Source organism: Gordonia sp. PP30 (assembly GCF_023100845.1).
GTDB lineage: Bacteria > Actinomycetota > Actinomycetes > Mycobacteriales > Mycobacteriaceae > Gordonia.
In genome coordinates this window covers 2,489,310-2,501,296 of sequence record NZ_CP095864.1, presented here as the reverse complement: position 1 = coordinate 2,501,296, position 11,987 = coordinate 2,489,310, and the positions used below count along the sequence as shown (strand labels likewise).

General features: G+C 71.0%; 13 protein-coding genes. 8 read left to right on the top strand and 5 right to left on the bottom strand.

All coding sequences use genetic code 11. The annotated features are described in order from the left end of the window. The first annotated feature begins 22 nt into the window (after positions 1–22). The 5 genes from MYK68_RS11575 (at position 23) to MYK68_RS11555 (ending at position 5,330) form a co-directional block, all read left to right on the top strand. Positions 23–997 carry an acyl-ACP desaturase gene (locus MYK68_RS11575; protein WP_247863852.1) on the top strand — a complete coding sequence of 325 codons (975 nt, stop codon included), beginning with the start codon at positions 23–25 and terminating at the stop codon, positions 995–997. 56 nt (positions 998–1,053) lie between these two features. Further along, the gene (cobA, locus tag MYK68_RS11570; protein ID WP_247863851.1) at positions 1,054–2,295 is read left to right on the top strand and encodes a uroporphyrinogen-III C-methyltransferase; all 1,242 of its coding nucleotides are present in this window, start codon (positions 1,054–1,056) and stop codon (positions 2,293–2,295) included. After that, on the top strand, positions 2,292–2,771 hold the full coding sequence (locus tag MYK68_RS11565; protein ID WP_247863850.1) for a hypothetical protein: 480 nt from the start codon (positions 2,292–2,294) through the stop codon (positions 2,769–2,771). The genes cobA and MYK68_RS11565 overlap by 4 nt, the downstream gene beginning before the upstream one ends. Before the next feature lie 202 nt (positions 2,772–2,973). Further along, positions 2,974–3,756: a phosphatase PAP2 family protein gene (locus MYK68_RS11560; RefSeq protein WP_247863849.1), complete on the top strand. Its 783-nt coding sequence runs from the start codon at positions 2,974–2,976 to the stop codon at positions 3,754–3,756. Further along, a complete protein-coding gene (locus MYK68_RS11555) occupies positions 3,753–5,330 on the top strand; it encodes a hypothetical protein (protein ID WP_247863848.1) in 1,578 nt (525 codons plus the stop codon). The genes MYK68_RS11560 and MYK68_RS11555 overlap by 4 nt, the downstream gene beginning before the upstream one ends. A gap of 593 nt (positions 5,331–5,923) precedes the next feature. Here MYK68_RS11555 and yaaA read toward each other — a convergent pair. Next, positions 5,924–6,664, bottom strand: a complete 741-nt coding sequence (yaaA, locus tag MYK68_RS11550) for a peroxide stress protein YaaA (protein ID WP_247863847.1) — start codon at positions 6,662–6,664, stop codon at positions 5,924–5,926. Positions 6,665–6,720: 56 nt separating this feature from the next. On the opposite strand from yaaA, the gene MYK68_RS11545 reads away from it, so the two are divergent. Further along, a complete protein-coding gene (locus MYK68_RS11545; protein WP_247868029.1) occupies positions 6,721–8,454 on the top strand; it encodes a proline--tRNA ligase in 1,734 nt (577 codons plus the stop codon). A gap of 67 nt (positions 8,455–8,521) precedes the next feature. Here MYK68_RS11545 and MYK68_RS11540 read toward each other — a convergent pair whose 3' ends face one another. From MYK68_RS11540 to MYK68_RS11525, 4 genes are read right to left on the bottom strand one after another with little or no spacing between them, the layout of a single operon-like run. Then, positions 8,522–8,824: a hypothetical protein gene (locus MYK68_RS11540; RefSeq protein WP_247863846.1), complete on the bottom strand. Its 303-nt coding sequence runs from the start codon at positions 8,822–8,824 to the stop codon at positions 8,522–8,524. Between the two features lie 31 nt (positions 8,825–8,855). Beyond that, entirely contained in the window at positions 8,856–9,209 is a 354-nt protein-coding gene (locus tag MYK68_RS11535) for a helix-turn-helix domain-containing protein (protein ID WP_247863845.1), read from the bottom strand. A gap of 39 nt (positions 9,210–9,248) precedes the next feature. After that, positions 9,249–9,686, bottom strand: coding sequence for a ferritin-like domain-containing protein (locus MYK68_RS11530; protein ID WP_247863844.1), 438 nt, complete (start codon positions 9,684–9,686; stop codon positions 9,249–9,251). Then, positions 9,683–10,204 carry a hypothetical protein gene (locus MYK68_RS11525; RefSeq protein ID WP_247863843.1) on the bottom strand — a complete coding sequence of 174 codons (522 nt, stop codon included), beginning with the start codon at positions 10,202–10,204 and terminating at the stop codon, positions 9,683–9,685. Before MYK68_RS11525 ends, MYK68_RS11530 begins: the two co-directional genes overlap by 4 nt. A 100-nt stretch (positions 10,205–10,304) precedes the next feature. Between MYK68_RS11525 and rimP the strand changes: the two genes are divergently transcribed. Both rimP and nusA read left to right on the top strand, forming a co-directional pair. Then, complete coding sequence (gene rimP / locus MYK68_RS11520; protein WP_247863842.1) at positions 10,305–10,850, top strand: ribosome maturation factor RimP; 546 nt, start codon at positions 10,305–10,307, stop codon at positions 10,848–10,850. 53 nt (positions 10,851–10,903) lie between these two features. Continuing rightward, positions 10,904–11,956 carry a transcription termination factor NusA gene (gene nusA / locus MYK68_RS11515; RefSeq protein WP_247863841.1) on the top strand — a complete coding sequence of 351 codons (1,053 nt, stop codon included), beginning with the start codon at positions 10,904–10,906 and terminating at the stop codon, positions 11,954–11,956. Positions 11,957–11,987 lie beyond the last annotated feature (31 nt).

Genomic DNA, 11,987 nt, shown 5'->3' with positions numbered 1-11,987 from the left:
TCACACGACGAAGATCGAAACCATGACCACTCTCATCGGAAAGAAAATGAGCGGCTCGGATCTTCTCCGGGAGCTGCTGCCCGTCTGCGAGACCGAGGTCGAGCGGCACATGAAGATGACGCGGGACTGGCATCCGCACGACTACGTGCCGTGGGACGAGGGCCGGAACTTCGCGATGCTCGGCGGAATCGACTGGGATCCGGAGCAGTCGCAGCTGTCGGAGACCGCGAAGGCCGCGATGATCACCAACCTGCTGACCGAGGACAATCTGCCCTCGTACCACCGGGTGATCGCCGAGAACTTCAGCCTCGACGACGCCTGGGGCTTCTGGGTCGGCCGGTGGACCGCCGAGGAGATGCGCCACTCCACCGTCATGCGCGACTACCTCGTGGTGACCCGCGGCGTGGACCCGGTGGAACTGGAAGAAGTCCGGATGGCACACATGACCTCCGGCTTCAATCCGCTGCCCGAGGACGACGGTCAGCGCGACCACAGCTACGACATGCTGTTCGCGGTGAGCTACGTGTCGTTCCAGGAGCTCGCCACCCGGGTGAGCCACCGCAACACCGGCAAGGCGTGCGGCGACCCGATCGCCGACCGCATGCTGCAGCGTGTCGCCGCCGACGAGAACCTGCACATGCTCTTCTACCGGAACGTCGTCGACGGCGCCCTCGACCTGGTGCCCGACGAGGCGATGGCGGCGATCTACGGGATCGTCTCCAACTTCCAGATGCCCGGCGCCACCATGCCGAACTTCCGCCGCAACGCCGTGCTGATCGCCAAGGGCGGCATCTACGACCTGCCGCAGCACATGGAGGAGGTCGTGATGCCGGTGCTGCGCAAGTGGCGGATCTTCGAGCGCAACGACTTCGGCCCGCTCGGCGAGATGTACCGCGAGAAGCTCGCCGACTTCCTCGAAGAGATGAACATCAAGGTCCGCAAGTTCGAGGCCTCGCGCGAGCGGGCCCTGGCCCGGGAACGCGCCAAGAGCGCCTGAGTCCCGCGCCGTCCGGTGATCTGGCCGTAACAATCGGCGAAGTAGGCTCAGGGATCATGGGCGAAGGACACTATCTGGCCGGGCTGGACCTGACCGGACGCAAGGTCGTGGTGGTCGGCGGCGGCAGCGTCGCGCAGCGCAGGCTGCCGCAGCTGATCGCCGCCGGCGCCGACGTGCACGTGATCGCGATCGACCCGAGGCCCACCGTGGAGGCCGAGCCGGCCGTGCACGTGCAGCGGCGCGCCTACGCCGCCGGCGACCTGGACGGCGCCTGGTACGTGCTGGCCTGCACCGACGATCCGGCGGTCAACGCCGCGGTGGTCGCCGAGGCCACCGCGCACCGGATCTTCTGCGTCCGTGCCGACGACGGCCGGGAAGGCACGGCCGTCACCCCGGCCTCGGGGCGGCACGACGGCCTGCAGTTCGGCGTCCTGGCGGGCGGCGACCACCGGCGCAGCGCGGCGGTGCGCGCCGCCATCTCGGCGGCCCTCGCCGACGGATCCGGACTCACGCTGGATGCGGCCGCGCCGCACGCCCCCGGAGTGGCGCTGGTCGGCGGGGGGCCGGGCGACCCCGAGCTGATCACCGTGCGCGGCCGGCGCCTGCTGGCGCGCGCGGACGTCGTCGTCGCCGATCGCCTGGCGCCCGGCGGCTTGCTCGACGAACTCGGCCCGCAGGTCGAGGTGATCGACGCCGCCAAGGTGCCCTACGGGCGGGCCATGCGTCAGGAGAAGATCAACGAGATCCTCGTCGACCGGGCCCGGGCCGGGAAGTTCGTGGTCCGGCTCAAGGGCGGCGACCCGTACGTGTACGGGCGCGGCTTCGAGGAACTTCAGGCCTGCGTCGACGCCGGGGTGCCGGTGACCGTGGTGCCCGGCATCACCTCGCCGATCTCCGCGCCCGCGCTCGCCGGGATCCCGGTGACCCACCGCGGCGTGACCCACGAGATCGTGATCGTCTCCGGGCACGTCGCCCCCGGACACCCCGACTCGCTGACCGATTGGGCCGCGCTGGCCCGGCTCCGCGGCACCCTGGTGCTGATGATGGCGGTCCAGCGGCTCGATGCCTTCGCCGCCGCGCTGCTCGACGGTGGCAAGCCCGCCGACACGCCGGTGGCACTGATCGAGAACGCGTCGCGTGCCGACCAGCGGCTGATCCGCACCGATCTCGCCCACGCGGCGCAGACCGCGCACGAGCAGAAGCTGACGCCCCCGGCGATCGTGGTGATCGGCCCGGTCGCGGGATTCACCGACGCCGATCGGGCGCTGGGTTTCGGCGACGAGCTGGTGCGGCGATGAGCCGGCCGAGCGCCGCGGGCCAGGTCGCGGCCGTCGTCGCCGGGCTGATCCTGCTGGTCGCCGCGGTCGCGGCGTGGTGGGTCTCGCCGTGGGTCACCGCGATCCTGGTGGGCGTCGCCGTCGTCGTGCTGTCGTGCTGGCAGTGGTACCGCCGGCGACGCGGCATTCCGCCGGCCCCGGAGACCGCGTGGACGGTGTACGTGTGGCCGCTGACCTTCGGCGCGCTGGCGGTGATCGCGCTGAACGGCTGGATCTACCGGATCTCCGTCGACGCCGGCGGTGGGTCGACGACGATCGGGATGCTCGCCGGGCTGGCGACCGGTGTCGTCGGGATGGCCGCCGCGTACGGATACGGTCGTGTCCGGGCGCAGAAGGCGCAGCTGGCGCAGGTCGTCGACAACGCCGTGGACGACCCCGGCGAACAGCGCGAATCCGGCGACGACCAGCAGTGGTTCTTCCCACAGGCCGGTTCGTAGATTCTTGCGGCGAGCGCGCCGCCCCGTACTCTGCATAGAGGTATGTGAACCGCAGGCGTGCCCGAAGGCCCCTGCGCGCGTGGAACGGATGTGGGCAGTGACCGAAGTCAGGGAGCCGGCCGTACGCGCCGATGCACCTGTCGCTGGGGCACCTGTCGCCCGACCCCGGCCGCAGTCCGTGCTCGCGGCGCGTCTCGGACGGATGCCGGTCGCGCTCGCGCGCGTGCTCGACTACTTCATCCAGCCGCGCTGGTGGGTCGAGATCATCGTGCTCGGCGGTCTGTACGCGATCTACTCGGTGATCCGGAATTCGGTGCACAGCGAGGTCAGCCAGGCGTTCGTCAACGGCCGGTGGATCCTCGACTTCGAGGACCGCTGGGGGCTCGCGTGGGAGCGGGGTCTCAACAGCTTCGTCGACCACACACCGGCGGTCGCCGCGGTGTGCGCGGTCGACTACGCGTCGCTGCACTTCATCGTCACCCCCGCGGTGCTGATCTGGCTGTTCGTCGCGCACCGATCGCGCTACCGGCTGGGCAGTTCGGTGCTGGTGCTGACGACGCTGCTCGCGCTGATCGGATTCTTCGCCATGCCCACCGCGCCGCCGCGGATGTTCGCCGACGAGCACTTCGTCGACATCATGGCCAAGACCGGGTCGTGGGGCTGGTGGCCGGAATCCGGGGCACCGGCGTCGGACGCCGTGTCGAACCAGTTCGCCGCGATGCCGTCGCTGCACTGCGCGTGGGCCACCTGGTGCGGGATCATGCTGTGGCTGTACGCCCGCCGGCTGTGGGTCCGCGTGCTGGGCCTGCTGTACCCGTTCACCACGTTCTTCGTCGTGATGGGCACCGGCAACCACTATCTGCTCGATGTGCTCGCCGGACTGGCGACGCTCGCCGCCGGTGCGCTGATCGCCTTCGGTCTGCGGTACGCGTGGCGCTGTTATCTGCGCTACGCCCTGCGACGATCGGGACCGGCCGCGTCGTGAGTACGGCACCCGCTGCGACGCACCTGCGCCGGGCGTGGTTGCCGATCGCGGTGACCGCGGTGGTCAGCGCGGTGCTGTGGGCCGTCGGGCCGGCCGTCTCGGACATGCAGGCGGCCCTGGCCCGCGAGGGGGCGGCGCGCGCGGGCGTCGGACTCGCGTACTGGTTCGACTGGTTCGGCGGGGTGTCCCCGGGGAGCTACTCGCTGATCGTGCCGACGATGTCGGCGTGGATCGGCTCGCTGCCGCTGCTGTGTCTGTCGACGCTGGCGATCGCGGCCATGGCGTGTCCGCTGTCCCGCCGTGCGACGCACCCGACGGCGCTGGCCTGGGCCGTCACCGGCGCGGCGATCCTCAACATGATGTCCGGGCGCGTGGCGTTCGCGGTGGGCGCGGCGATCGCGCTGGCCGCGCTCCTGGCCGCGAGACGCGTGCATCCCCTCGTCGGCGCGGCCGGCCTGCTGGTGGCCGGTCTGGCCAGCCCGCTCGCCCCGGCCTTCGTCGGCATGGCGGCGGTGCCGTTCCTCGCGTACTCGGTGACGCGGACGGCGTCGACGTGGGCCGTCGTGGCGGGCAGTGCGGCCGGCGTCGCCATCCCGTTCGTGCTGTTCGGCGCGCCGGGGTCGCAGGTGTTCCCGGCGACGACGCTGTTCTGGTGCCTGGCGATCGCGGCCTGCGCGTGGGCGGCGATCACCGAGCCGCCGGCCAAACTGATCGTGCCGCTGTCGATCGCCGCGGCGCTCCTCCTGTTCTTCATCCCGACCGGCGTCGGCTCCAACATCGCCCGGTTCTTCTACTTCGTGCTGCCGTGCCTGGCGCTCTACTACTCCCGGCGTTCCCCACGGGTCCTGGCCCTGCTCCTGGTCCCGGCGCTGGTGTACGCGCTGTTCGTGGCGATCTCCGACCTGACGGCGGCGGCGCGGATCGACGACCCGGCGACGTCGTACACGCCGCTCGCCGAAGAACTGGCGCGCGACCACGGCCTCGGCAACCACCGCGTCGAGCTGGTCGACGCCGGCACGCATGTCGGCTCGCACATGCTGGCCGGGACGGCCAAGCTCGCGCGCGGCTGGGAGAACCAGACCGACGCGCGCTACAACCCGATCTTCTACACCCCCGACGCCCTCACCGCGGACAGCTACCGTGCGTGGCTGGCGGACAACGCCGTGGCCTACGTCGCCGTGTCGTCCAAACCGCTGCGTTCCATGCAGCGCGAGGCGGATCTGGTCGGGGGCGGTCTGCCGTATCTCACGGAGATCTGGCGCAACAGCGAGTGGACGCTGTACCGGGTCGCCGATCCGACCGACATCGTGCCGGCGCCGTTGACGCTGGTCAGCGACTCGCCGTCGCGCATGGTGATCGATGTCCCGAAGGCGGGCGTGTTCCCGATCCGGATCCGGCCCAACCGCTACCTGACGGCCCGGCCGGAGGCCGATCCGGCGACGACGGCCTGCATCACCTCCACCGACGACGGCTGGATCGAACTGCACGCCGACCGGCCCGGCCGGTACGAGCTGCAGGGCCAGTTCAGTCTCCGCGGAGTGTTCACCGGCGACACGCTGACCTGCCCGTCGTAGGCGGGCGTGCGGTCTGCCGGCGTCGTCATGCCGTGTGCCCGGTCGCGACAGATTGCGGAACGCGCTTCCTTACCGCGTTCGGGGACCGGCCTCGGCTGTGACCGATCCACGACAGGGCCGAAGCCGATCTCAGTTGCAGTTCGACCCTCCGCCCAACTGGCCTCGACCTCCTGCGGGCTGGACGGCGACGCCTGGGTGGCGGCGTACTCCAGTCGTCGTGCACACTCGGCGTCCGAGTCGGTAGCTCGGGTGATGTTGCCGATGTGTGCAAGTCGGTCGTGACGTCGGTGAACCGTCCCGAGTACCGGGGCCGCTTCTCATCAGTTCTGATCGAGGGCGTGGAAAGTGGACATGACGAGGTGGACGGCACGCTCACTTATGATTCTGCTGACAGCGACTCCCTCTGCCACTCGTGACAGGACAGGGGCGTGGCGTCGTCCGGGCAACGGTCGTCGCGCAGGGTTTGAGGTTTGACTTCGACTCGGACTCGGCTTGCGCTTCGCCCGGCTCAGCTGGCGTGCGGTAGCGCGCAGGCGCTGGTGTGCGCGTCGGTCGCGGGCTTCGGTCGGCGCCGCTGGCGGCGTGTCGGCCACTCACTCGGTGACGACGGTGATCTCGGTCGGTGAGGTGATCTCCACGTGGTGGCCGGCGTCGGACAGCACCGCCGCGAGCTTGTCGATGTCGCCGACCCTGGCGCGGGTGCGGACCAGATCGCGGGCGATCAGGCCCTTGTAGTGCTTGTTGAAGTGGCTCACCACGGTGCGTGAGCCGTCCGGGCGTTCGGTGACGACGGTGGCGGTCACCGCGCCGCGCACCGGTCCGAGGGAGAGATAGGCGCCCGACCGGAGGTCGAGGACGAAGTCGTCGATCGCGTCGAGGGCGGGGGAGAGCGCCGGCTTCCACACCGAGGCGAGGGTGCCGAATCCGGGCAGTTTGGAACCGCCGGACAGCCGGTAGGCGGGGATCGGGTCGCTCGCGCGGACGACGCCGAACAGTGCCGAGCCGATCGCCAGGCGGTCGGCGGCCTTGGCCTTCGACGCGCGGGTGAGGCCGCGGTAGTCGAGGGCGTCGTAGGCGACACCGGTGTACCGCTCGATCGCCGGGCGGGTCGGTGACTCGAACAGATCGGCGTTGCGGTCGACCTCGGCGAGCTGCGCCTTACCCAGGCCGAGCGCCCGCTGCGACGCATCCAGATCGGCGGCCAGCTCGACCAGCGCGTCGGCGATGCGCCGTCGTACCGGATTCAGTTCCGGCAGCCACAACCGGTCCAGGTCGAGCGGGGCGCCCGACCCGCCGTCGGACTTGGTCTCGGAGGGAGGGAGGATCACCAGCACCCGAACACCCTAACGAAGGCGCCGGGCGACTAAGCTGATCACCCGTGATCACGCGTATGTCCTCCCTGTTCCTGCGCACCCTGCGCGACGACCCCGCCGACGCCGAGGTGCCCAGCCACAAGCTGCTGGTCCGGGCCGGATACATCCGCCGCGCGGCGCCGGGCATCTACACCTGGCTGCCGCTCGGGCTGCGCGTGTTCCGGAAGATCGAGGACGTGGTCCGCGAAGAGATGAACGCGATGGGCGCGCAGGAGATCCTGCTGCCCGCGCTGCTGCCGCGCGAGCCCTACGAGACCTCCGGCCGGTGGACCGAATACGGCGACAACGTCTTCAAGCTCAAGGACCGCAAGGGCGCCGACATGATGCTCGGCCCCACTCACGAGGAACTGTTCACCCAGCTGGTCAAGGGCGAGTACAGCTCGTACAAGGACCTGCCGGTGATCCTGTACCAGATCCAGACCAAGTACCGCGACGAGGAGCGCCCGCGCGCCGGTCTGCTCCGCGGCCGCGAGTTCGTGATGAAGGACTCGTACTCGTTCGACACGAGCGACGCGGGGCTCCAGCAGTCCTACGACCTGCACCGGGCCGCCTACCAGCGCATCTTCGAGCGGCTGAATGTGCAGTACGTGATCGTGGCCGCCACCTCCGGCGCCATGGGCGGCAGCGCCTCCGAGGAGTTCCTGGCCGAGTGCGAGGTCGGTGAGGACACCTTCGTCCGCAGCACCGAGTCGGGCTACGCCGCCAACGTCGAGGCCGTCGTCACGCCGGTGCCCGACGCGCTGCCGCTGGACGGCCTGCCCGAGGTCTCGATCCACGACACCGGAGAGACGCCGACCATCGCGACCCTGGTCGACTGGGCCAACGGCGCCCTCGACCGCGAGGTGACCGCGGCGGACACCCTCAAGAACCTGCTGGTGAAGATCCGCCGGCCCGGCAAGGACTGGGAGATCGTGGGCATCGGCATCCCCGGCGACCGCGACGTCGACATGAAGCGGCTGGAGGCCGCGGTCGAACCCGCCGAGGTCGTGCTGCTCACCGAAGACGACTTCGCCGCCAACCCGGCCCTCGTCCGCGGGTACATCGGCCCCAAGGGTGTGCAGGCCGCGGGCGGCACCTACCTGGTGGACCCGCGCGTGGTGACCGGAACGCGCTGGATCACCGGCGCCGACGAGAAGGGCAAGCACGTCGTCGACCTGGTGGCCGGCCGAGACTTCACCCCGGACGGCGTGATCGAGGCCGCCGAGGTGCGCGCCGGCGATCCGTCGCCCGACGGCCACGGCGTGCTGGAGGCCGCGCGCGGCATCGAGATCGGCCACATCTTCCAGCTGGGCCGCAAGTACGCCGACGCCTTCGAGCTTGACGTGCTCGGCGAGAACGGCAAGCCGGTCCGCGTCACGATGGGTTCCTACGGCCTCGGTGTCTCGCGCATGGTCGCGGTACTGGCCGAACAGCGGCACGACGAGAAGGGCCTGATCTGGCCGCGCGAGGTGGCGCCGTACGACGTCCACCTGGTGATCGCCAACAAGGACGAGGCCGCCGTCGCCGGTGCCCAGCAGCTCGCCGAGCAGCTGGACGCCGCAGGCATCGAGGTGCTGTTCGACGACCGCAAGGCGTCGCCGGGCGTCAAGTTCAAGGACGCCGAACTGCTCGGCATGCCCACCGTCGTGGTGGTCGGCCGCGGCTGGGCCGACGGGACCGTCGAGGTCCGCGACCGCGCGAGCGGCGAAGCCGCGGCGGTGCCGATCGACGGCGCCGTGGACGCCGTGGTCGCGGCGGTACGGGGCGCGTAGGCGAGGGCCGCGAACAAACGGCGCGAGCCGTCCCCCGGTGGGGGACGGCTCGCGCGGTTCGCTGGGGTCAGTGGCCGGTGGTGTTCTTCTCGGCGGAGCTGACGGCGCCGGTCGCGGCGAGCGCCAGGTCGCGCTGCGCGGCGAGCAGCCGCTCGGCGGCCGCGTAGTTGACGGCGACGACCTCGGCCAGGCTCGGCACGCCCGGGAGCCGCTTCGGCTTGGCGGCGAGGACCTTGTCGAGGCCCGGCACGGCGGCGACGGCGCTGCTGACGCCCGAACGGATCTTGGGCAGGACGTCGGCGGTGCCGTTGAGGCCGGCGACCCAGGCGCCGGCGAGGTCGGCGGTGGCTTTCGTGTACAGATCGGTCATGCGGGGCTCCTTAGCGAGGGGAAGGACGGCGTCATTCGTCGCCGACCATCGAGCGGTACAGCTGGATCAGGGCGGACTTCTGCGAGTCGGTCAGCCTGGTGTCCCGGGTGACGGCCTCGATCACGCCGGGCCCGTCGCCGGACTCGTCGTCGCCGAGCCAGCCCGACATGCGGAACAGCTCGTCGGGCGAGATCTCGAGGCCCTTCGCGACGTTGGCGAGAAACTCCGCCGACGGCCGGTAGTTCCCCCGCTCCACCTGGCTCAGGTAGGAGTCGGAGACCGCCGCCATCTTGGCCAGCCCGCGGATCGACAGCTGGTTCAGCTGACGCTGCGCGCGGATGTACTGGCCGAGGTAACCGAGTTTGTCGTCGTCGCTCGTGGGCACCTCCCCAAACTACAACGCAAGTGCGTTGTGTGCAACGCGCTAGGTGCCGGGTGTGCCCGGGAAGGGCACCGTCACCGGGCTCTGGCCCAGCACCCCGCGCCAGTGCGCGGCGTAGCCCGCGCTGGCGGTCAGACCGTCGACGCCGCGGCGCCGCAGCTCGGTCTTGCCGGCCTGCTCCAGCAGTGCGCGGTAAGCCCGGGCGCACTCCTGCTCGGCGTCGAGCAGTACGGTCGCGGCGCTCGTCGCATCCGTGACGTCCACCGGCAGCCGATAGCCGGCGGCCGACTGCGGCGGGGTGCCGCCGGCCGCGGTCACGTCGGCGTTGAGCTCGTCGCGGCGCACCCGGTGGGCCGCCACGTACTGACCGACGGTGACGCGCTCGGCGGTGCCGATGAACGCGGTGGTGACGCCGTAGGTGAAGATCGCGGCGTTCTCGGCCTCGATCGCGTTGTCCAGTGCCTTCCGGTCATCGCTCATGCCAGCTGCACCTCGCGGAGCGTCGTGCACGACGCGCTGATCGACCCGAGCAGCCCGGCCCGGAAACCCGCCGCGGCGAGCGCCGCGCCGGCGCTGTCGCGGGCGGCGGAGGTGAGGCCGTCGCGCAGACCGTCGAGCGTGAGGTTCGTGGTGCCGTCGCCGGCGGGTGCGGTGATCTCCGTCGCCGCCGGAGCGTGGAGGCGGTTGATCTCGTCGGTGAGCGCCTGGGCGTGATCGCCGCGTTCGGCGGCGACCCGATTCAGCGCGTCGGTGTAGTCGGTCTCCTTCGGCGCGAGCTGCTTCGCCTGCCGCTGCTGGAGCTCCGCGGAGCGGGCCAGGGGCACCAGTTCGCGGGCCTGCCGTTCTCGCTCCGACGGTCCCGGGGCGCAGGCGGCGAGCGCTGGACCGGCCGCGGCGGCCAGGGTCAGCGCGGCGCCGCCACGCAGCACCGTGCGCCGGGGCAGTGCTCGCGAAGACGGGCGCGGATCGGGTGCGGGCGGCTGCGGTCGGTGCGTCACTCGGCCGATTCTGCCAGCTTCGGCGATCGACTACGATGGAAGGTCGGCGCGGCGGCCCGGAACTCCCGGGCCGCCCTCATCGCACAAGAGGAGGCCCACGGTGTCGCACGCGACCAGTGAGCAGATCGGCGACGTGGTGCGTCCGGTCGTCACCGGGCTCGGCTACGACCTGGAGGATGTCGTGGTCGGCGGCCGGGCCGGGCACGAGGTCCGCATCGTCGTCGACCGCGACGGCGGCGCCTCCCTGGACGACCTCGCCGAGGTCTCGCGCGCGCTGTCCGACGTCCTCGACGCCGCCGACCCGTTCGGCGACGACCCCTACGAGCTCGAGGTCAGCACCCCGGGCGCCGAACGGGCGCTGACAGCGCCGCGCCATTGGCGCCGGGCCCGCGGCCGGAAGGTCGCGGTGCGGCGGCGCGCCGACGGCGACGAGCAGATGATCACCGGCAGGGTCGGCGACACCGACGAGGAGTCGGTCACGCTCGTCACCAACGTCAAGGGCCGGATGAGTGAGACGACGATTCCGCTCGCCGACGTGGTCCACGCGCGGGTCGAGGTCGACTTCACCCGGCCCGGGCCCGCCGAACTGCGCCGCTGCGGCCTCGACGATGACGAGATCGAGCGCCGTCGCCGGCCGGCCGAATAGCACCCGTACCTGAATCCACAACTCAATACGACAAACGAATAGGAGTCACCACCATGCACATCGACGTCACGGCCCTGCGCCTGATCGAATCCGAGAAGGGCATCCCCACCGAGACCGTCATCACGGCCATCGAGACGGCGCTGCTCACCGCCTACCGGCACACCGAGGGCTTCGCGCCGCACGCGCGCATCGACATCGACCGCAAGTCGGGCGAGGTCCGCGTGATGGCGCAGGAGATCGACGACGACGGCACCGTGGTGCACGAGTGGGACGACACCCCGGAGGGCTTCGGCCGGATCGCCGCCACCACCGCCCGCCAGGTGATCCTGCAGCGGCTGCGCGACGCCGAGAACGAGAAGCAGTTCGGCGAGCTGGTCGCACACGAGGGCGAGATCGTCGCCGGAGTGGTGCAGGCCGATGCCCGTGCCCGGGCCCGCGATCTGGTGGTGGTGCAGATCGGCACCGACGCCAACGCCACCGAGGGCGTGATCCCGAAGGGCGAGCAGGTGCCGGGGGAGAACCTGCAGCACGGCGATCGGGTCAAGTGCTATGTGGTGGGCGTGGCGCGCGGTGTGCGCGGCCCGCAGATCACTCTGTCGCGGACACACCCGAACCTGGTGCGCAAGCTGTTCGCGCTGGAGGTCCCGGAGATCGCCGACGGCTCGGTGGAGATCGTGTCGGTGGCCCGCGAGGCCGGGCACCGCTCCAAGATCGCGGTGCACACCGGCGTCGCCGGACTCAACGCGAAGGGCGCCTGCATCGGCCCGATGGGCCAGCGCGTGCGCAACGTGATGAGCGAACTGGGCGGCGAGAAGATCGACATCATCGACTACTCGGTGGATCCGGCCGAATTCGTCGGCAACGCGCTGTCCCCGGCGAAGGTGGTGTCGGTGGAGGTGGTCGACGCCGAGGCGAAGGCGGCGCGGGTCGTGGTGCCCGACTACCAGCTGTCGCTGGCCATCGGCAAGGAGGGCCAGAACGCCCGATTGGCCGCGCGGCTGACCGGGTGGCGTATCGACATCCGCTCGGATGCGGCGGGTGACGGCGCCGACGCGGCCGCCCCGGCGCCGGGTGGCTCCGACGCGCCCGGGAATGAGCTAGACTGATCGGTGGTTCTTCCAGAGTCGACACATCCGA